This window comes from Rhodococcus sovatensis, assembly GCF_037327425.1.
Classification (GTDB): Bacteria; Actinomycetota; Actinomycetes; order Mycobacteriales; family Mycobacteriaceae; genus Rhodococcoides; species Rhodococcoides sovatense.
The window spans coordinates 344924-364585 of sequence record NZ_CP147846.1 but is presented as its reverse complement, the minus strand read 5'-3'; the positions used below and the strand labels follow the sequence as shown (position 1 = coordinate 364585).

Genomic DNA, 19662 nt, shown 5'->3' with positions numbered 1-19662 from the left:
GGCCACGCACCGCTCGGGTGCGTGGCCTTTCTGCGTGCGCACTAGAGTTAGTCTCCTCCTCGTCGCCTACACCAGAATCGAGAACCTGAGCCCTTCATGTCCGGTGTTCTCGAGGGCTTCACTGTCATCTTCATCGTCATCGCATTGGGGTATGTGCTCGCCCGTTTCGAGGTTCTGGGCGAACACGGCCAGTTCGTACTGAGCCGACTGGTCTTCTTCGTGGCCACACCGGCCTTGCTCTTCGTGACGCTCGCTCAGTCGGACCTGGCGGTGATCCTGTCCCCCGTTCTTGTGGTTGCCGGGGTGACTGCGCTCCTCGTGGGCGCGATCTACTTCGCGATCGCGAAGTGGGCACTGAAGCGTGCGGTGCCGGAGGCGACCGTGGGCGGACTCGCAGCCTCGTACGTCAACGCCGCCAATCTCGGCATCCCCATCGCGGTCTTCGTCCTCGGTGACGCCAACTTCGTCGCGCCTCTGCTGCTGTTTCAGATCATGATCTATTCACCTCTTGCTCTGACCGTCCTCGACCTGTCGACGATGGGAAAAAAGGCGTCGATTCGCGCAATCGTCGTCACTCCATTCAAGAATCCGATCGTCCTGGCCGGCGCTGCGGGTCTGCTGCTCTCGGTCACCGGTATCGAATTACCGGAGTCGATCATGCAGCCGTTCGATCTCGTCGGGGGCGCCGCGGTGCCCGGTGCGTTGCTCGCGTTCGGACTGTCGCTCTACGGCGCGCGCGTTCTACAAAAGGGCACGAGTCCACGACGTGACGTCATCCTCGCGTCGACGTTGAAGATGGTGCTGCAACCGGTCCTCGGTTTCTCGATGGCGTTGGCGATGGGACTCGCCGGTCACGAACTCTTCGCCATCACCGTCATCTCCGCACTCCCGACGGCGCAGAACGTCTTCGTGTTCGCCAGTCGCTACAACCGCGGCGTCGTTCTTGCGCGCGATACTGCATTCGTCACGACCCTCGTCTCGATTCCCGTGATCGCACTCGTCACCGCGCTGCTGGCCTGAGCGACACGATGGCCGACCCAAAGGTTCTACTCAGCTCCCACAGCTACCTTGGAGACATGAGGTTTCTGGCCGCGGGGCTACTGCTGTGCGTCCTGCTGGTCGGCTGTAGCGAGAACGCGGCCGGCAGCAGCGAGAGCGTCGAAACCACCAGTAGCACTGCCCCCGACGACACGCTGCACAGCCCGAGTGCTCCGCCCGTCCCGGTCGAGGTTCCGGTCGGCGAGGTCGGCACGATGTTCGAGTCGACCACTGGCCTGGTCAGAGCCGCCCCGACGCCGTTCGAATCGTGGAGCCAAATCTCCCCCAACACCATTGCCATCCATTTCGTCACCGGCACACCCGAGTGCTACGGAGCCGAAGTCGAGGTCACCGAGTCCGACACCGAAGTCGTCGTCGCACTCCGGACCGGCACGCTCCCGGAGGCCGCGGACAAGGTCTGCATCATGGTGGCCGTCTACGGAACGATGCAGATGACCCTTCAGTCTCCGCTCGGAGACCGAGCCATCGTCAACGCAGCCTAGTAACGTGAGCCCGGTGAGCGATCACTTACCCGAACAGCAGCGAGCATCGGTGCGCGCGGCCGATGCCGATCGAAATCTCGTCGCCAAGCTTCTCAGCGACGCACTCGCAGACGGACAATTGAGCCTCGCCGAGTACGACGAACGGACCGCGGCGGCCTACAAGGCGAAGACCTACGGCGAGCTCGACGTGCTGACGAGCGACCTTGCCCCTGCTCCGCCCTCCTCGGTTCAGTATTCCAATGCAGGGCCCGACGTCGATCGCGCGCTCGCCATCATGAGCGGCTTCGTACGCAAGGGCGAATGGACCGTGGCGCCGCGTATCGAGGCGATCGCGTTCTGGGGTGGCGGTGAGATCGATCTGCGCCACGCGCACTTCACGGTCCCCGAGGTGACGATCAACTGCGTAGCGATCATGGGCGGAATCGAGATCACCGTTCCGCCGAACATCGGCGTCGAGGTCCGCGGGGCAGGCATCATGGGCGGCTTCGATCACATCGCCCAGACCGGTGCGCCGAACGCGCCGCGCATCATCGTGACCGGATTCGCGTTCTGGGGCGGGGTCGGTTTCAAGGTCGAGAAATAGCGCTCCGCGCCAGTGGCACGATTAAGTTCACCAGGGTGCACTTAATCGTGCCACTGGGCCGGAGGCCTCACCCTTTCCTGCGGCGCTTCAGATAGTCGCTGACCACCGCGGCACCGAGTCCGTCGAGGTCCGGAGCAATGACCCGCCCACCCACGCGCTCGGCCATGCGATCGACCACCCGCGCGAGCCCCGGATCGTCGCCCAGCCTGAAGATGGTCACCTGCGCGCCGAGTTTCGCGATGGTGTCCAGTTCGCGCACCGTCAGCCCCAGTGTGCGCGGCGACGGCGGATAGTCGAAGAACGCATGACCGTCAGGTTCGAGATGCGCTGTCGGCTCCCCATCCGTCACGATCAACACCACCGGTTGAGCGTTCGGATGACGACGCAGATGCCTGGCCGCCAGCAACAACGCATGGTGCAGGTTGGTCCCTTGGTCGTAGGCACCGTCGAGACCCGCCAACTCCGACGCCGTCAACTTCTGCGCATGCCGACCGAATCCGATGAGTTGCAGGTCGTCGCCCCGGAACCGGGTACTGACAAGGTGATTGAGCGCGAGTGCAGTTCGCTTCATCGGCACCCATCGTCCGTCCATGACCATCGAGAACGACGTGTCGACCAGCAACGCGACGGCAGCCTGCGTCCTGGTTTCGGTTTCGCTGATCTCGACGTCGGTGACCTGCAACTGGACTGGGAACTCCCCGCCCGACGCCGCAGTCCTCAGTACTGCATTGTTGACGGTCCTCGTCACGTCCCACGGCTCGGTATCGCCGAACTCCCAGGCTCGCGATGCGCCCGTCGGCTCCCCCATCGCGCCTGCTCGACGGGTATCCCGCTCGCCACCGCGTCGGGAAATCTTGCCTGCCACGTCCTTCAACGCGGACTGACCCAACTGACGCATCGCCTTCGGAGACAGACGCCACTGCCCGTCTGCACCCTTGTCCATGAACCCTTGCTGCTCCAGCGCCTTTTCGAGCTCCGAGAGCATCCGCGCATCCGCTGCTGCCTCGGGACCCAACTGCTTCAGCAGTGCTTCCGCATCGATGTCGTCGAGCGCGGCGCCGTTGTACTGCTGCGAAAATTGGTTGCCGAGGTTCTCGAGCTCCGCGATGTCCTGGAGTGCACCGGTTCCGTCGCCGAGCCCCATGCCATTCTCGCCACGGAAGTTCTGCGAACCGTCCCAATCCTCGCCGGGCCTTGCTTGTTGGAGGTTCTGGTCGAGCTGATCCAGTTGTTGGAGCAAATTCGAATCACCGAACGCCTGCTGCGCCAGTGCATCGAGCTCTGCTCGTTGCTCGGGACTGAGTGAGTTGCGCAAACGCTGAGCCGCTGCAGCTCGCTGCGCGAGCGAGTCGAGGAGCTCGTCCACATTCTGCGGATTCTCCGGGAAGTGCTGCCCGTGCTTGCGCATGAAGTCGGCGAACTGCTCGTCGGTGTCCTCACCCCGATTGTGCTTGTCGAGCAGCTCGTTCAGGTCCTTCAGCATCTCGCTGATCGCCCGACGGTCTTCGTCCGTGGCATTTTCCAGCGCATTCTTCATACCGGCGAAGCGTTGATCGAGCATCTCGCGGCCGAGCAGATCCTTGATCTTCTCGAAGTTCTCCCGCGCCTCGGACGAGCGCCAGTCGTAGTCGGCCAATTCCTGCACGGCCTGCGCAGTCGACGGCGACAGGTCACCGATCTGCATCTCCTGAAAGCGAGCGTCGTCGTCGAGAGCTCGGGCGAGGGTCTTGCGCTCCTCGAGAACAGCCTTGTCGAGGAGCTCGCGCACTTCCTGCAACGTCCCGTCGAGGTTGTTCTTCCGCAGAAGATCTCGTCGACGACGGTTGGCCTCGGCCGCAAGATCGTCGAGACCGCGCATGTTCTGCGTTCCACGACGAAGCATCTCCTGCATCGCGCGCTTGGGCGACGCGCCCTCCAGGACGTCGTTGCCGATGGACTCGAGAGCTTCTCTCAGGTCGACGGGTGCGGCCAGCGGATCAGGTCCTCCGTGATATCGCCCGTATCTGCTGGCCGGCATCAGCTGTACACCGTCTGACCGTCGTCGTCGGGGTCCTTGGCTATACGTCGCGCCAGATAGAGGCCTTCCAGCGCCAGTTCTGTTGCCGCCGCGCGTTCGCCGTCGGTGGTCGCGTCGAGCCGCTCGTCGATCTCTTGCAGGACCTCCAGGTCGGGCAACTCTCCGATCAGTGTCTTGGCTGCGATGCGATCACCGGTCACGACCGGATCGCCCTCTTCGATCGCGGTGACCAAGGGCGCCAGGTTGATTCCACCCAACCGCTCGCGGACGGTATCAGCGGTCGCACGCCGCAGGAGGTGTTCGAGGACCTCCGTTTCGCGGCCTTCCTCCCCGGATTCGAATTCGACCTTGCCTCGGAGTACCTCGATGATGGTCCCCAGGTCGACCGGACGCGCCACCGCGTCGCTCTCACCGAGCACGGCTGCGCGGTGAACTGCTGCAGCAGCGATGGTCTCGGCAGCTGCGATAGCGAACCGGGCAGAGACGCCCGACCGCTGATCGACCGACGGTGACTCGCGAAGCAGTCGGGTGAAGCGAGCAAGAATCTCGAGCAGATACGACGGCACAGCCGCGGGCAGGTTGGCTTCCTGCTCGATCACCGAGATCTCGTCGTCGAGGGCGTGCGGGTAGTGGGTGCGGATCTCGGCACCGAACCGGTCCTTCAGCGGGGTGATGATCCGCCCACGGTTGGTGTAGTCCTCGGGGTTGGCGCTCGCCACGAGCACGACATCGAGCGGCAGCCGAAGCGTGTAACCGCGGACCTGAATGTCGCGCTCTTCCATGACATTGAGGAGCGACACTTGGATGCGCTCGGCGAGGTCGGGTAACTCGTTGATGGCCACAATTCCGCGATGGCTGCGCGGAACCAGACCGAAGTGAATGGTCTCGGGATCACCCAGGCTGCGTCCCTCGGCCACCTTGACAGGGTCGACGTCGCCCACGAGGTCGGCAACCGACGTGTCCGGAGTCGCGAGCTTCTCCGCGTACCGCTCGTTGCGGTGCCGCCACACGACGGGGAGTGCATCGCCTAATTCCTTCGCGCGCCGCTTGCTCGCCGGGGTGATGGGTTCGTAGGGATGCTCGCCGAGCTCGGAGCCCTCGATAACCGGGGACCACTCGTCCAGCAGGAGGTGAAGCGTACGGAGCAATCGAGTCTTGCCCTGACCACGTTCGCCGAGAAGAACGACGTCGTGGCCAGCGAGGATCGCGCGTTCGAACTGCGGGAGCACGGTCTTGTCGAAGCCGAGTATCCCCGGCCACGCGTCGCGGCCTTCGCGGAGAGCGTCGAGCAGATTTTCCCGGAGTTCGTCTTTGACGGAACGCTGCACGTGTCCGGACGCGCGCAGCTCGCCGACGGTGGTGATGCCAGGTTGGGTAGGGGTCACCTCTCCACGCTACGAGCGTTCGCACGTTTGTGCACCCTCGTCGAGTCCGCACTTCCCGCCGAGATCGAAGCTATGCCGCGATTGTGTGCGAATTTGCGCCCTAACCTCGATCTGGGCGACGGGGCTAGCACAATCCCCCGTACATAGCTTCGATTTCGACGACTGTGGATGAAATATTCGTTCATCCACAGATCGACAATCGGCCGAGAAACGCGACCCGTGGCCTGTGATCGTTAATGGATGGACAACGCACCGTTCCTCGGATCTGAGGCAGTGAGGGACGGGCTCCTCACCCGCGCCGAACTTCGTCGCGACTACCTGAAGATCTACCGTGACGTCTATATGCGTCGCCCCTGCGAGATCGACGCAGCAACGAGGGCGTGCGCCGCATCGGTGTTCTCGAGGGGTAAAGCCGTCGTTGCGGGACCGAGCGCGGCGGCTCTGCACGGAAGCAAGTGGATTTCCGCGGAGCACAAGGCCGAACTGATCTGGCACGAACACCGACAGCCGTACGCAGCCATTCTGATCAGAGCAGATGAACTTCTGACAGGTGAAGTAGAGACGATCGATGGCATATCCGTCACCAGTGCCGCAAGAACTGCATTCGACCTGGGCCGAAAGGGAACATTCGCGAACGCTCTGGCAATGGTCGACTCACTATGCAACGCAACATCACTGCAACCGGGTACCGTCACGCTGCTCGCCGACAAGCACCGAGGAAGCCGTGGCATCGTGCAACTGCGGCAGGTTCTCCAGATCGCCGACGGCGGATCCGAATCGCCCCAGGAGTCGAGGCTGAGGTTGTTGATTCACGACGTTGGACTTCCCCGGCCCGAAACCCAGATCAAGGTGCATGGAGCCGACGGCAAGGTATTTGCGCGAATCGATCTGGGATGGAAGAGGTGGAAGGTCGCAGTCGAGTACGACGGCGAGCACCATTGGTTGAACCCGGAACAGCGTGCATGGGACATCGAGCGGACCTATCGGTTGGAGCAACTTGGCTGGAAGGTGATTCGGGTCAGCGCACAGCAACTACGGCGAGGCGGAATTGCTCTCGTTGCCCGAATCCGCGACGCGTTGCGCGCAGGCGGTGCGCCAGTCTGAGCCCCGCCGAGATCGAAGTTGGGTCGCGATTTCCACAAGAATCCGTACATAACTTCGAACTCGGCGGAAGGGTCAGTGAGCGAAGTGCCGCGAACCCGTGAGGTAGAGGGTGACCCCGGCGTCCTGAGCTGCCGCGATGACCTCGTTGTCGCGCACCGACCCACCGGGCTGCACCACAGCCTTCACCCCTGCAGTCAGCAGGACCTGCAGGCCGTCGGGGAACGGGAAGAACGCGTCCGAGGACGCCACCGAACCCTCGACGCGGTCGCCCGCACGCTGGACTGCCAGGTGCGCGGCGTCGACGCGGTTGACCTGTCCCATGCCGACACCGACGGAAGCGCCGTCCTTGGCCAGCAGGATCGCGTTGGACTTCACTGCACGTCCTGCGCGCCAGGCGAATACGAGGTCCTTCATGGTCTGCTCGTCGGCGGGATCACCGGCGGCGAGGGTCCAGTTGGCCGGGTTGTCGCCGTCGGCGTCGATCGCGTCACGCTGTTGCATCAGGGTGCCACCGGAAATCGGCTTGAGCTCGACCCCCTGAGGCGACGGCGGTGTAGCCAGCAGAACACGAACGTTCTTCTTGCGCTGCAGAACTCCGAGCGCACCGTCCGCGTACGACGGGGCGACGATGACCTCGGTGAAGATTTCGGCGACCTGCTCGGCCATGTCGACCGTCACCTCACGATTGGCCGCGATGACGCCGCCGTATGCGCTGACCGGGTCGCAGGCGTGCGCCTTGCGGTGTGCCTCGGCGATGTCGGCGCCCACCGCGATGCCACACGGGTTGGCGTGCTTGATGATTGCGACGGTCGGTGCCTCGTGATCGAACGCCGCACGCCATGCAGCGTCGGCGTCGGTGAAGTTGTTGTACGACATCTCTTTGCCATGCAACTGCTCTGCCTGCGCGATACCGCTGCCGGTGGGACTCACGTACAGCGCTGCGGCCTGATGCGGGTTCTCGCCGTACCGAAGCACCGCGGACCGATCCCACGTGCCGCCGACCCACTCAGGGAACTGCTCGTCGGAGTCTACGAGCACACTGCTCATCCACGACGCTACTGCGACGTCGTATGCGGCGGTGTGCTGAAACGCCTGTGCAGCAAGCGAAATACGCTCCGCCAGAGTGAACCCACCGCCTGCGACGGCACTGAGCACATCCTCGTAGCGGGCCGGATCGACGACCACAGCAACGGACGGGTGATTCTTGGCCGCGGCGCGAACCATGGACGGTCCACCGATGTCGATCTGCTCCACGCACTCGTCGGGGGTAGCGCCGCTGGCAACTGTATCGGTGAACGGATAGAGGTTCACCACGACGAGCTCGAATGCCTCGATACCCAAGTCCTCGAGCTGTGCGAGATGCTCGGGCCGCCGGGTGTCGGCGAGCACGCCTGCATGCACGCGCGGGTGCAGCGTCTTGACTCGGCCGTCGAGCGTCTCGGGAAAACCGGTCAGATCCTCGACCTTGGTGACCGGTATCCCGGCGTCGGCGATCTTGGACGCGGTCGACCCGGTGGAGACCAGAGCGACGCCTGCGTTGTGCAAGCCGGTCGCGAGCTCGATCAATCCGGTCTTGTCATAGACGCTGACCAGCGCGCGACGCACTGCTTTACGTTCACTCATGGTTGGATGTGAGCCTTTCGTCCATCGGAGACAACACCTCGGGTGGCAACCGCAGCGACCACGTCGACCAGCAGCCTGCGTTCCACGGTCTTGATTCGCTCGTGCAACGACGATCGATCGTCGTCTGGGTGCACGGGCACAGCTTCCTGGGCCAGAACCGGCCCGGTATCGACACCCGCGTCGACGAGATGAACCGTCGACCCGGTCAGTTTGACGCCATACGCGAGCGCGTCCTCGACAGCATGGGCTCCGGGGAAGGCCGGGAGCAGCGCGGGGTGTGTGTTGATGATCCGGCCGGCGAAGGCGTCGAGAAAGCGGGGTCCGAGGATCTTCATGAACCCCGCCGTCACCACGAGATCGGGCTCGTGTTCGAGTACGGCTTCGGTGAGAGCGGCGTCCCACGCATCTCGATCCGCATGATCGCGCAGGCCGATACGGAAATGCGGAATGCTCGCCGAGTGTGCGTGCCGGGCCGCGTCGCAGTCACGATCGACCCCGACCGCCGCGATCCGGGCAGGATAGGCGTCGCTCTGCGCGGCCGTCATAAGCGCCAGCAACAGAGAGCCCGCCCCCGATGCGAGGACGACGACCCGAGCGGGTGTCTCACGCGAGGCAGTCAGCGCACTTCTCCTGATATATCGAGGCGGAACACCCGTCGGTACCGAACCGGGGCAGCATGAACAGTAGTCGCAGCGGTCAGCACCGCCGTCAGCCAGGTCCTGTCATGGGGTGGTCCGGTCAGGGCTTGTCGTCCCCGTCCGGGGTCGCCGCAGTCTCGGTATCGACCTCGTCGCTTGTCTGCTCGTCGTCCGGGACCTCGACGACCTCGGCGTCGACGATGTCCTCGGCCGGATCGTCGGCGGGCTGGTCGACGACTGCCGGTGCCGCCTCGACCATGTCCGGCTCCTCGACAACCTCCGCGTCGACCGCCCGCTCCTCGTGGACGACGGGCGGGCCGATCGCGGCGACTGCCACAGCTCCTGCCGGTGCGACGTCGGGAACCGGAAGCTCCTTGGATCCTCCGCGCCACACAGTCACTGCCGCGGCGATGGATCCGACGACCGCAAGCCAGGCGAACACGAGAAGGCCGAACGACCAGACCGTGACCTGCACGGTTCCGAAAGTGCCGAGGTTGCCACCTGCCGCGAACCCGAGGACTAGGGCGCACAGGCCGATGACTGCTGCGCCGAGCCATACCGAAGACAGCGCGTAGTGGACGTCGACCGACCGCCGCGCGCACTCACGCCCGAGGAGTATGCCCGCGCAGATGGGGACGATCAGCATCAGCATCCACGCGGTCTGTGCAGCGCCCTCGGGTAGGACGGACAGGATCGGCAACGGGGGGACCGGGCCACCGACGGACTGAAAGAGGCTCACTGTCACGTCACCGATGTGCGACGAGGATCCGACTGCGACCGCAAGAGAACCCAACACGACGTTGGGAAGGTAGAGAACGGACAGCACTGTCAGCCCGAGGAAACCTACGAACCCGTTGCCGGATTCGAGCAGCATTTCCATCGTGGACCAGGAGGCGATCATGGCCACCAGCACGATCGCGCCGCCGCCTGCGACCAGAACCGACGCGGCTCGAATCGTCGGCGTGACGATTTCTCCGATCCACGTCGGCACACGCTCTGCGACAGCGTCGGAGTTCCAGGTCCCGACGCAAACTCCGATACCCGCCGACACCGCATGTACGCCCGCCACCCACGCGAATGCGACCAACGCATGGGGACTCGACAGCCCGATCGCTGCCGACGCATCCGCAGCGACCGCCAGCGCCAAGGCCGTCACGACGAGCGGACCGAGTACTGCGGCGCCGACGATCCACGCACAGTCGCGGCGGGTGGTCGTCTCCGTCATGGTCCTGGCGATGCGGCGGACGACCACGGCCGCGACCACCAGGGTGGGCAATAGCGGGAAGACACCGAGGGAGGTGCCCGCGATGCTCAGCGGAACCAAGTGGACCGCGAACCACAGGCCTGCGATGGCGCCGAAGGTGCCGGTGAGTTCACTGTTGACCGACACGAGCGTCACCAGCACGACCGTCGTGATGATCGCAAGAAGAACACCTGGGACGCGGAAAGCGACGCCGATCAAGGTTCTGGACTGGGCAGGCGAAAGGACCTGTCGACGCTCCGGCGGACGAGGGGTGCGTCCGGTGCGCTTCTTCTCCTGATTCAGTACGGCGCTCATCGGCTACGAGCGTTGCACCAACAGGCGACCGGTTCGATCAGGCGCGCCGAGCAGAGCTCACTTCTTGTCCTCATCCGACGGTGTCTGACCGAACGCCTGCGTCGGAGCACTGTACGGAGGCGTGCTCTCGTCCCCGGAATCATCGGTGCGCTCACTCGGCGCGTCCGACGGAACAGCGTGCTGCGGAGCACCGTAGCCACCCGAACCTACCGGCGGTTGGCCGTACTGGGGCTGGCCGTACGGAGAGTTCTGTCCGGCAGGACCGGTGAGTCCGCTGGGCGAGGACTCTGGCTTCGAGGTGCCGACGGGATAGCCGAGGCCGCCGGTGGTGTTCTGGTTCGGCTGATTCTGCTGCCCCTGTGATGGTCCGGTGTAGCTGGGCGGAACATAGCCCTGACCGGGGACGCCGTAGTTCTGCTGTGTCGGTTGGGCATAGCCGCCATAACCCTGGCCCTGGCCCTGACTCTGCTGACCGTAACCGGGAGCCTGCTGACCGTAGCCCTGGAAGTTCGTCTGCCCGTACGACTTCGGCTTGGGCTGCGGCGCTTTGATCACACCGGCGCCGAACAGGGTCGCGGCGACTGCGAGGACCGACTGCACGAATCCCAGTACGAGGACGATCATTCCGCCGACCCCGAGCTCGATGGATGCGCCGATCGGGCCCGCATCACCGGTGTTGAAGGACTGGAACACCAACACCAACCAGCCGGCTACCGACAGTGCCGCAGCGACGCCCATCGTGCCCGCTTGCTTGGGCAACAACCCACTGGCCGCGACGAGTCCGCCTGCCAGCAGGAGGGCGATCGACGTCGGGTCACCGGTCTGAACGAAGAAGAAATTGACCGCCTCGCCCGGAACTTCGTATTGTCCGGCCAGTCCGACCAAGAAACTGAGAACGCCGAGACCTGCAACGACGAGAGCCAGAATCCGCGGAAGCGGCGACGGCCGGTCCGATGCGAGCGGCGGGGAGTACTGGCCGGTCGGTGACGGAGACGACGGCTGCCCGAACTGCGACGGTTGCTGCGGTTGTTGTGGTTGCTGCGGCTGGCCGCCGTATTGCTGACCGGTCGGGCCGTAGCTGCCGTAACCGGGCGTCGAGGGCCGGGAGCCTTCCGGCGAGTAGCCACTGCCATAACCGCCGGAACCGGGTCCCGACGAACGCGGGCCTTCGGGTGAAAAGGTCATGACACTCTCCTGAAATAGCACTGAATCGGGTCCGTAGACCACGCTAGTCTACGGACCCGATTCGGTGTTTCGCGCTCGATTCAGACGGCCCCGACCAGCGCCGGAGCAGATTCCAACTCTCTGACCAGTGGCAAGACGTTCGCGCCGAAGTACTCGATCTCTTCCTGAAAGTGCAGGAACCCACCGAGGATCAAGTCCACCCCATGCTTGCGGTACTCGACGATGCGGCGGGCTACCTGCTCGGGAGTTCCGATCAGCTGGCTCTTGAAACCGTCGTTGTACTGAACGAGATCCTCGAATGTCGAATCCGCCCACATGCCCTTGCCGTCCTTCGTCGACGATCCGGCCTGCTGGACTGCGCCCCTGAACCCCTCGACGGCCGGCTTGTTCGCCTTCTCGATGATTTCGCGAAGCGTGTCCTTGGCTTCCTTTTCCGTATCGCGGGCGATGATGAAGCCGTTGAGACCGAACTTGACCTCACGGTCGTGCGATCGCGCAACCCGGCGAATGTTGTCCAGTTGCTCGGTGACGCCGTCGTAGTCCTTGCCGTTGCTGAAGTACCAGTCCGAGTAGCGGCCCGCGTTCTCCTGTGCAGCAGACGAATTGCCGCCCTGGAACAGTTCGGGGTTGGGCCGATCGGGAGTGTTCAGCGGCTTGGGCTTCAAGGTGAAGTCGTGGATACGGTAGAAGTCGCCCCGGAAATCGACGTCGTCCTCGGTCCAGATCTTGCGGAGCACCTGGAGGAATTCTGCACTGCGCCGGTATCTTTCGTCGTGCTCGAGCCACGGCTCCCCTAGATGGGTGAATTCGTCCTTGAACCATCCGCTGACGACATTGACCGCGAAGCGTCCGTTCGACAGGTGGTCGGCGGTGGCACCGAGCTTGGCCAACACCGCCGGCTGCCACAGACCCGGGTGCACCGCCGCAATGACCTTCAATCGTTCCGTCGCCAGCAGCAACGCAAGGCTGAAGCTCGTCGACTCGTGCTGAAATTCGGCCCCGTAGCTTGCCTCGTAGCGAACCTGACTCAACGCATACTCGAAGCCGTTGTTCTCCGCCGTCTGCGCGAGCTTCTTGTTGTATTCGTAGTCCCAACTGGTTCTCTGCTCGATGTCGCTGGTGACGAGACCACCGCTGACGTTCGGGACCCAGTATGCGAACTTTATTGCGTCGGCAATCTTTTCGGTGCTCATTGTCTTCCTTCTACGAGAATGTTCTACGAGTACCAGGTCGGCTCGGGTAGCTCTCCGGTCAGAACCCAACGACCGACCTCACGACGCTTGTAAGCGACGGGATCATGCAGGGTGTGAGTGCGCACGTTGCGCCAGAAGCGATCGAATCCGTACTTACTCGCCGTAGCACGCGCTCCGAGTGCCTCGAAAACAGTCGAGGTGATTTCGAGCGACACCTCGGTCGCGCGGGCTTTCAGAGCGGCGACGCGGACCTCGTGATCGCCACGCTCCTCCGCCGTCACGTTCCACGCATTGCTGTGAATCTTGTTCCCTTCCAGGGCAACTGCATCGGCAAGCGCCTCCACGGCCCACAGCTTGGACGTCAGATCACCGTAGATGTCGATGATGTACGGCTCGTCGACGGCCGAGTCGACGGTGCTGTGCAGCCAGGCGCGGGTCTTGGTCTTGGTGTACGCCGCGGCCTCCTCGAGTGCGCCCCGCGCGATACCGAGATAGAAGTTGATGAATACCAGCTGGATGGTAGGAACGTTGAGGGTGTTGTAGACGCGGGGCGCAAAGGCCTTGTCCACGAATCCCGCTGCGCTCGACCAATCGACACGGACCTTGTCGATGGTGACGCTGCCGCTCTCGGTCTGACGCAAGCCGATGTTGTCCCAGTCATCATGGAACGTCAGGCCTTCGATGTTCGACGGCACGATCGCGAACACATGCTGACCGTCCTGCAACGCTCCTTCGAGCACCGTGACGTCCGAGACACGACTTCCTGTCGAGAAGGACTTCGCGCCGTCGAAGACGATCGTGTCGCCCTCGTCGGTGACCGCTACGTCATTGTCCCGCGGGTTGACGGCACCGCCGAAGAACCACTTGTTCTTCGTGGCGTCTGCTTCGACGGCCTCGATCTGCTCGGGAGTACCGACGAGACGGGCGGCCCAGAACCACAGCAGGTGGTATCCGAGAAGCTGGCCGATGGAACCGTCGGCTGCAGCAACGGTCCGGATGACCTGGTAGGCGGTAGGCCAGTCCTGGCCGCCGCCACCGTGTTCGACGGGTCCGAGCAGCGTGACGAGCCCGGCATCCTTCAGCAACTGAACCTCGGCGGCGGGAAGGTCCCGGCCCTTGTCGCGGGCGACGGCATCGACAGCGAGGAGCTGCGCAACCTCACCTGCCCTGGCGATCCATCCTTCGGGGGACGTCGGTGCGTCGGGCCAGCTCTTGGTCGCTACGGAGTGGTTCTCGGTGGTAGTCATGAGGATCAGTGAAGCCGTTACGCGGAGTAATGGACACAGTTCTATTCACCGTGATTCTGAGAATCCGCCGTGCCCCGCATCGCTCGGCCTCGCCCCCCGCATCGCTTGAATGGTCCATCCATACGGTCAGATAGCTTCCGTGGTTCATTCAAGCGGACAACCGGCGAACCCAAGCGGCCCGGCGAACCCAAGCGGCCCGGCGCACCCAACACAAAAGGGCCCGCCACAGCAGTCGTGGCGGGCCCTTCCGATGTGAAAGCTACTTCACGGACATCGATTCGAGGATTTCGCGCGCGAGGGCAGCGGTCTCGGACGGCGTCTTGCCGACCTTGACGCCTGCGGCCTCGAGTGCGTCCTTCTTGGCCTGCGCCGTTCCCAGCGAGCCGGAGACGATGGCGCCTGCGTGGCCCATGGTCTTGCCCTCGGGAGCGGTGAAGCCTGCGACGTAACCGACGACCGGCTTGGTCACGTTGGCCTTGATGTAGTCGGCGGCGCGCTCTTCTGCGTCGCCACCGATTTCACCGATCATGACGATCAGCTTGGTCTCGGGATCGGCCTCGAACGCCTCGATGGCGTCGATGTGCGTCGTACCGATGACGGGGTCGCCGCCGATTCCGATGGCGGTCGAGAAGCCGAAGTCACGGAGCTCGAACATCATCTGGTAGGTCAGCGTGCCACTCTTGGAGACCAGGCCGATGGGGCCGGTGCCGGAGATGTTGGCGGGCGTGATGCCGACGAGAGCTTCACCGGGAGTGATGATTCCGGGGCAGTTCGGGCCGATGATGCGGGTCTTCTTGCCCTTTTCCACGTTGTAGGCCCACGCGTACGCGGAGTCCTGCACGGGGATGCCCTCGGTGATGACGACGAGCAGAGGGATCTCGGCGTCGATCGCCTCGACGATGGCGTCCTTGGAGAATGCCGGCGGAACGAACGCGATGGAGACGTCCGCTCCGGTCTTCTCCATGGCCTCGGCGACGGTCGCGAAGACCGGGAGTTCGATGTCGTTGCCGTCGGCATCGACATGCTTGACCGTGGTTCCGGCCTTACGTGCGTTGACGCCGCCGACGACCTGGGTTCCGGCCTTGAGCATCAGGGCGGTGTGCTTGGTGCCTTCGCCGCCGGTGATGCCCTGGACGATGACCTTGTTGTCCTTGTTCAGAAAGATTGACATGGTTTCCTCTACTTCGCTGCCAGCTCGGCGGCCTTGTCGGCGCCCTCGTCCATGGTTCCGGCGAGCGTCACCAGCGGGTGCGCGGCGTCGGCGAGAATCTTGCGGCCCTCTTCGACCTTGTTTCCGTCGAGGCGGACCACGAGCGGCTTGTTGGCGTCGTCGCCCAGCTTCTTCAGCGCGCCGACGATGCCGTTGGCGACTGCGTCACACGCGGTGATACCACCGAAGACGTTGACGAACACGCTCTTGACCTGCTCGTCGCCAAGGATGACGTCGAGGCCTGCGGCCATGACCTCGGCCGAAGCGCCGCCGCCGATGTCGAGGAAGTTGGCGGGCTTGACGCCGCCGTGTGCCTCGCCCGCGTATGCGACGACGTCGAGCGTGGACATGACCAGCCCGGCACCGTTTCCGATGATGCCGACCTGTCCGTCGAGCTTGACGTAGTTGAGGTCGTTCTCCTTGGCCTTGGCCTCGAGGGGATCGGCTGCGTCCTTGTCCTCGAACTCGGCATGGCCGGCCTGACGGAAGTCTGCGTTGGCGTCGAGCGTCACCTTGCCGTCGAGGGCGAGGATCTGATCGTCCGGGGTGCGAACCAGCGGGTTGACCTCGACCAGGAGAGCGTCTTCATTGATGAAGACCTCCCACAGCTTCTGGATGGTCACCGCAGCGGCGTCGAGCACCTCGGCGGGAAGCTTGCCCTTTTCGGCGATTTCACGAGCAAAAGCAAGGTCGACGCCCTTGACGGCGTCGACCGGGATACGTGCGAGTGCGTCGGGGTTCTCCTCCGCCGTCACCTCGATTTCGACGCCACCCTCGACCGAACACATCGCAAGGTAGGTGCGGTTGGTGCGATCGAGCAGGAAGGAGATGTAGTACTCCTCGGCGATGTCGGAGGCTTCTGCAACGAGAAGCTTATTGACGACATGGCCCTTGATGTCGAGTCCGAGAATCGCTTCTGCGTTCTCGGTGGCTGCTGCGACGTCCTTGGAGTACTTGACGCCACCGGCCTTGCCGCGGCCACCGACCTTGACCTGCGCTTTGACCATCACTGGCTTGCCGATTTCTTCGGCAATCTGGGTTGCTCCGGCGACCGTGTCGGTGACACGACCGGCGGAGGTGGGTACGCCATGCTTGGCGAACAATTCCTTCGCCTGGTATTCGAAGAGATCCATCAGCTCACCGTCTCGTCTACGTTGACGCCCGCTCAAGGGGTGTGAGCGGGTCTGGTGATGGACTTTATCCAGGTGCCCAGGCGGCGCATCGGGCGCATGGATGCTATGTGGTCTATCTCACCGGCTCATGGTGTGTGTCCCACGCCTCACTGGCTGCGGCGTCGGGCCGAAAGAGCTGCCGCCACAGCGAGAATCACACACCCGAGCGCGCCGACGAACGAACCGGCTCCGATAGCAGGGTCCAGCACACGCGCTTGTGTCAGCGGCCAACCCAGCACATAGACGACCATGGCGACCGCGCACCCGACGAGAAGGGCGGTCCCTCTGGCGGGCCGCGAGCGTGACGCAAGGAGGACGGCCACCACCACGGTCACCGCCATCGCTGCCTGGCCCCAGGCATCCCAACCCCAGGGGAACTCCGCGAACGACGCAGCCGAGGTGTCGACGCCCCGATAGAGGGGCAGTCCGAGAGCTACTGCCGACACGATCCCGCCGAGCCACGCCACCGACCCCACGTTGCCGTCGGTGCGCATGTCGGATGTGTCGACGTCGTCCCGCTCGGAACTACCCGCGAGGAGCACCCCGAGTCCGCAGACGGCCGCGGCGGTTGCCCCGAGAGCAGTCGCAATGCCGCCGATACCAAGGCCGATGCCGTCGATGTCGGCGGCAAGCACCACCGACTGCAGGACGCCGGTCGAGGCCATGATCGCAGCGACGGCGATGATCCCGAGCGCCGGACGGACGGTGCCGGCGAACAACGAGAAGAACATCGGAACGGACGCGATCACGAGTAGGAACCCCGCGATGAGCGCAGTGCGCGTCGCGAGAATCGTCGGATTCGGCATGCCGTCGGGAACATCGAGTATCGGCAGGAATCCAGCGGCACTCAGGAGAACTCCCCCGGCAACCCCCGACATCCCGGCGACGACGTGCCACCGCATGGACGAACTCGGATCCTGCAGCTTGCGGTCACGCCCCGTCGTTCCCCCGGCGTCGCCCCGCCGGTCGCGGACAGCAGAGATGGGGAGTGCGAGAACTCCGACGACGGTCAGCACGATCCCCCCGACCGCGCCGATCCAAGAACCTGCAGACGCGTCGACGCCAGGACCGGACGCAGATCCCGCGACGCCCCGGCTGCCGAAGATCCCGACGATCCCCAGACCCGCTGCAAGTACCGCGCCGGCAGCAACGGGCGGGGAGATCGATGCGAGCGCTGCTGCTACGACGATCACCACGGCCAGCGCCAGCGCTCCCGATCCGAGCGCGGTCGTCAGGGGCGATTCGACGACTGCCCGAACCAGGACGATCGAATCGGTCGAGACATACGGCGGTGTCCACATCGCGGCGGCCGCGACGAGCGAGGCCACTACCGCGATCACCGACAGGGTCGCTCCGATTCGAACTGCCGACGACCGACCGGTCAGCTCCGCTCGGGGCGAATGGCCGTAGCCATCGTCGAACGAAGCCCTACCGACGGCGACGAGACCGAGCACACCGCCCACCACGGCGAGGGCATGGGCGGCGATCAACCCGTAGGCACCGAGCTCCGGTTCGAGGGCTTCGGCAGTAGTCGGCCGGAACAGCTCGAGCCGATTGGCATCGATCGGCGAACTGACCAAACCGAGATCAAGTAGGACCAGTCCCACCGAGATGGCGCCGTACCCGGCCGTCAGTGCGCCGGCGAGCGCAGGCCGAGCAATGACGGTGAGAATCGCCAGAATCGCCACTGCGACGACAGGAGCAACCGCAACGACCGCCCCCACAACGACTCCGGTTTCCGGACCAACGCCCTGGGCCGCTCCGACGGGCGCCAGAGCCAGGGAAGCGAGGGCGATCAGCGCCGCAATCGACGTTGCTGCGGTTGCGGCAAGAGCCGCTGCGCGGGAGCTCGCGCCATCCGGTGATCGACCCTCGATCACGCGGGGAGGGACTTTGCCTGTCTGTGAAGGAGAGGACACGTATCAGGACGCTATCGCTCGTCCGCGATCTTCTCGGCCGCCACGCGGTTGGTAGCCATTTTTGTGACCTGTCGGAGATCACAGTCGATCTCCGCAAAACGCCTGCTCGCCTTGTGAGCCATCTCACATATGAGTCGGTTTAGGTCGATTAACTTGCGCGTACCGCAATCGTTTCGTTACCGTCTGCCGAGTCTTAAGTCACGAGCAGATCACGGAAGTGGGAGGTCGCTAGTCTTGTCGCAACACCGCGCGTCCTTCACCACCAGCCGGTTCGTAAAACCGGCAGCGGTAACCGAAAGCGCGCCCACCGTGTTCACGACTCAGACCAGCTGGGGAACCGAAGCGGAAGACTTCGATACGACCGGCTACGACTACTTCGCAAGCAACTACGGCTCTGCCGAGAGCTACCACGACAGCGAGCTGCACAGCATCTCCGAAGTGGATGTCTCGGCGGAGCCTGATTTCGTTACAGAGGGTGTTCCTGCAAACGAGATCGCTGTTTCTCGTCGGCGTGGCGCGCATCGGATCCCGACGCCTCCCACCGCACTCAAGGGCCGCGCCGCCGTCCTGGCAGTCGCTGCAGGTGCCGTCGTGGCTGCAGGCCAGGCCGTCATCGACCACGGACCTTCCGCTCCGAGTATGTCCGAGGAAGTTGCTCTCGCTGCAGGCGCAGCGCCAGCAGCCCCGGGCGTCGCCGCTACGGCCGTCCCGCAGGCAGCCAATTTCGCCGCTGACACCACGACCGACGTTTCTGCTTCTTCGGCTCCACAGATCCTGAATGTCGCGAACCCCGTCGATCTCAGCCAGTTCAACGACCTCCTCGCCAAGGGGCAGCGCTTCAGCGAAGAGCGCGCCGCACGTGAGGCTGCCGCCCGCCGACCGCTGTTCGTGCTTCCCGCAGTTGGTACGTACACCTCCAACTTCGGTCAGCGCTGGGGAGTTCTCCACGCAGGCGTGGACATCGCCAACGCTATCGGCACACCGATCCTCGCGGTCGCCGACGGCAAAGTCATCGACGCGGGCCCCGCGGCCGGTTTCGGAATGTGGGTTCGCCTGCAGCACGCCGACGGCACCATCACCGTGTACGGGCACATCGACAGCGCGAACGTCACGGTCGGCCAGGAAGTCATGGCCGGAGACCAGATCGCACGTATGGGCAACCGTGGTTTCTCCACCGGACCGCACCTGCACTTCGAGGTCCACCTCCCGGGCGACAGCAAGATCGACCCGCTTCCGTGGTTGGCTTCCCGAGGCATCGGCCTCGGACCCGAAATGGACTGACAGTTC

The 19662-nt window shown here is 64.2% G+C and carries 16 protein-coding genes; 5 read left to right on the top strand and 11 right to left on the bottom strand.

Translation table 11 applies throughout. The annotated features are described in order from the left end of the window. Nucleotides 1-96 precede the first annotated feature (96 nt). From WDS16_RS01590 to WDS16_RS01580, 3 genes are read left to right on the top strand one after another with little or no spacing between them, the layout of a single operon-like run. Nucleotides 97-1020 carry an AEC family transporter gene (locus WDS16_RS01590; RefSeq protein WP_338889986.1) on the top strand — a complete coding sequence of 308 codons (924 nt, stop codon included), beginning with the start codon at nucleotides 97-99 and terminating at the stop codon, nucleotides 1018-1020. Nucleotides 1021-1076: 56 nt separating this feature from the next. Continuing rightward, nucleotides 1077-1541 carry a hypothetical protein gene (locus tag WDS16_RS01585; protein ID WP_338889984.1) on the top strand — a complete coding sequence of 155 codons (465 nt, stop codon included), beginning with the start codon at nucleotides 1077-1079 and terminating at the stop codon, nucleotides 1539-1541. Between the two features lie 13 nt (nucleotides 1542-1554). After that, nucleotides 1555-2124: a DUF1707 SHOCT-like domain-containing protein gene (locus WDS16_RS01580; protein WP_338889983.1), complete on the top strand. Its 570-nt coding sequence runs from the start codon at nucleotides 1555-1557 to the stop codon at nucleotides 2122-2124. A gap of 67 nt (nucleotides 2125-2191) precedes the next feature. Here WDS16_RS01580 and WDS16_RS01575 read toward each other — a convergent pair whose 3' ends face one another. Both WDS16_RS01575 and WDS16_RS01570 read right to left on the bottom strand, forming a co-directional pair. Beyond that, nucleotides 2192-4141, bottom strand: a complete 1950-nt coding sequence (locus tag WDS16_RS01575; RefSeq protein WP_338889982.1) for a VWA domain-containing protein — start codon at nucleotides 4139-4141, stop codon at nucleotides 2192-2194. After that, nucleotides 4141-5526: a sigma 54-interacting transcriptional regulator gene (locus tag WDS16_RS01570; RefSeq protein WP_338889981.1), complete on the bottom strand. Its 1386-nt coding sequence runs from the start codon at nucleotides 5524-5526 to the stop codon at nucleotides 4141-4143. The genes WDS16_RS01575 and WDS16_RS01570 overlap by 1 nt, the downstream gene beginning before the upstream one ends. Before the next feature lie 240 nt (nucleotides 5527-5766). Here WDS16_RS01570 and WDS16_RS01565 point away from each other — a divergent pair, with 240 nt between their 5' ends. Continuing rightward, the gene (locus tag WDS16_RS01565; RefSeq protein ID WP_338889980.1) at nucleotides 5767-6630 is read left to right on the top strand and encodes a DUF559 domain-containing protein; all 864 of its coding nucleotides are present in this window, start codon (nucleotides 5767-5769) and stop codon (nucleotides 6628-6630) included. 72 nt (nucleotides 6631-6702) lie between these two features. On the opposite strand, the gene purH is transcribed toward WDS16_RS01565, so the two are convergent. The 9 genes from purH to WDS16_RS01520 all read right to left on the bottom strand — a co-directional run bounded on the left by purH (nucleotide 6703) and on the right by WDS16_RS01520 (nucleotide 18375). Further along, on the bottom strand, nucleotides 6703-8253 hold the full coding sequence (purH, locus tag WDS16_RS01560; RefSeq protein ID WP_338889979.1) for a bifunctional phosphoribosylaminoimidazolecarboxamide formyltransferase/IMP cyclohydrolase: 1551 nt from the start codon (nucleotides 8251-8253) through the stop codon (nucleotides 6703-6705). Next, entirely contained in the window at nucleotides 8250-8798 is a 549-nt protein-coding gene (gene purN, locus WDS16_RS01555; protein WP_338889978.1) for a phosphoribosylglycinamide formyltransferase, read from the bottom strand. The genes purH and purN overlap by 4 nt, the downstream gene beginning before the upstream one ends. Before the next feature lie 193 nt (nucleotides 8799-8991). Next, complete coding sequence (locus WDS16_RS01550; protein WP_338889976.1) at nucleotides 8992-10449, bottom strand: DUF6350 family protein; 1458 nt, start codon at nucleotides 10447-10449, stop codon at nucleotides 8992-8994. A 57-nt stretch (nucleotides 10450-10506) separates the two neighbouring features. After that, nucleotides 10507-11634 carry a DUF5336 domain-containing protein gene (locus tag WDS16_RS01545; RefSeq protein ID WP_338889974.1) on the bottom strand — a complete coding sequence of 376 codons (1128 nt, stop codon included), beginning with the start codon at nucleotides 11632-11634 and terminating at the stop codon, nucleotides 10507-10509. 80 nt (nucleotides 11635-11714) lie between these two features. Next, nucleotides 11715-12827, bottom strand: coding sequence for a dimethylsulfone monooxygenase SfnG (gene sfnG / locus WDS16_RS01540; protein ID WP_338889972.1), 1113 nt, complete (start codon nucleotides 12825-12827; stop codon nucleotides 11715-11717). A 23-nt stretch (nucleotides 12828-12850) separates the two neighbouring features. Further along, a complete protein-coding gene (locus tag WDS16_RS01535; RefSeq protein ID WP_338889970.1) occupies nucleotides 12851-14074 on the bottom strand; it encodes an acyl-CoA dehydrogenase family protein in 1224 nt (407 codons plus the stop codon). A 259-nt stretch (nucleotides 14075-14333) separates the two neighbouring features. Next, on the bottom strand, nucleotides 14334-15245 hold the full coding sequence (gene sucD / locus WDS16_RS01530) for a succinate--CoA ligase subunit alpha (protein ID WP_338889968.1): 912 nt from the start codon (nucleotides 15243-15245) through the stop codon (nucleotides 14334-14336). A gap of 8 nt (nucleotides 15246-15253) precedes the next feature. After that, nucleotides 15254-16417 carry an ADP-forming succinate--CoA ligase subunit beta gene (sucC, locus tag WDS16_RS01525; protein ID WP_338889966.1) on the bottom strand — a complete coding sequence of 388 codons (1164 nt, stop codon included), beginning with the start codon at nucleotides 16415-16417 and terminating at the stop codon, nucleotides 15254-15256. A 146-nt stretch (nucleotides 16418-16563) separates the two neighbouring features. After that, entirely contained in the window at nucleotides 16564-18375 is a 1812-nt protein-coding gene (locus WDS16_RS01520) for a hypothetical protein (protein WP_338889964.1), read from the bottom strand. Nucleotides 18376-18609: 234 nt separating this feature from the next. Between WDS16_RS01520 and WDS16_RS01515 the strand changes: the two genes are divergently transcribed. After that, on the top strand, nucleotides 18610-19656 hold the full coding sequence (locus tag WDS16_RS01515) for a M23 family metallopeptidase (RefSeq protein WP_338889963.1): 1047 nt from the start codon (nucleotides 18610-18612) through the stop codon (nucleotides 19654-19656). Nucleotides 19657-19662 lie beyond the last annotated feature (6 nt).

Bases quoted from the DNA above. Each gene is read 5' to 3' on its own strand.
- WDS16_RS01545 (WP_338889974.1), bottom strand. From the start codon at position 11,634: ATGACCTTTTCACCCGAAGGCCCGCGTTCGTCGGGACCCGGTTCCGGC.
- WDS16_RS01575 (WP_338889982.1), bottom strand. From the start codon at position 4,141: ATGCCGGCCAGCAGATACGGGCGATATCACGGAGGACCTGATCCGCTG.
- WDS16_RS01565 (WP_338889980.1), top strand. From the start codon at position 5,767: ATGGACAACGCACCGTTCCTCGGATCTGAGGCAGTGAGGGACGGGCTC.
- WDS16_RS01585 (WP_338889984.1), top strand. From the start codon at position 1,077: ATGAGGTTTCTGGCCGCGGGGCTACTGCTGTGCGTCCTGCTGGTCGGC.
- WDS16_RS01590 (WP_338889986.1), top strand. From the start codon at position 97: ATGTCCGGTGTTCTCGAGGGCTTCACTGTCATCTTCATCGTCATCGCA.
- sucD (WP_338889968.1), bottom strand. From the start codon at position 15,245: ATGTCAATCTTTCTGAACAAGGACAACAAGGTCATCGTCCAGGGCATC.
- WDS16_RS01550 (WP_338889976.1), bottom strand. From the start codon at position 10,449: ATGAGCGCCGTACTGAATCAGGAGAAGAAGCGCACCGGACGCACCCCT.
- sucC (WP_338889966.1), bottom strand. From the start codon at position 16,417: ATGGATCTCTTCGAATACCAGGCGAAGGAATTGTTCGCCAAGCATGGC.
- purH (WP_338889979.1), bottom strand. From the start codon at position 8,253: ATGAGTGAACGTAAAGCAGTGCGTCGCGCGCTGGTCAGCGTCTATGAC.
- WDS16_RS01535 (WP_338889970.1), bottom strand. From the start codon at position 14,074: ATGACTACCACCGAGAACCACTCCGTAGCGACCAAGAGCTGGCCCGAC.
- purN (WP_338889978.1), bottom strand. From the start codon at position 8,798: ATGACGGCCGCGCAGAGCGACGCCTATCCTGCCCGGATCGCGGCGGTC.
- sfnG (WP_338889972.1), bottom strand. From the start codon at position 12,827: ATGAGCACCGAAAAGATTGCCGACGCAATAAAGTTCGCATACTGGGTC.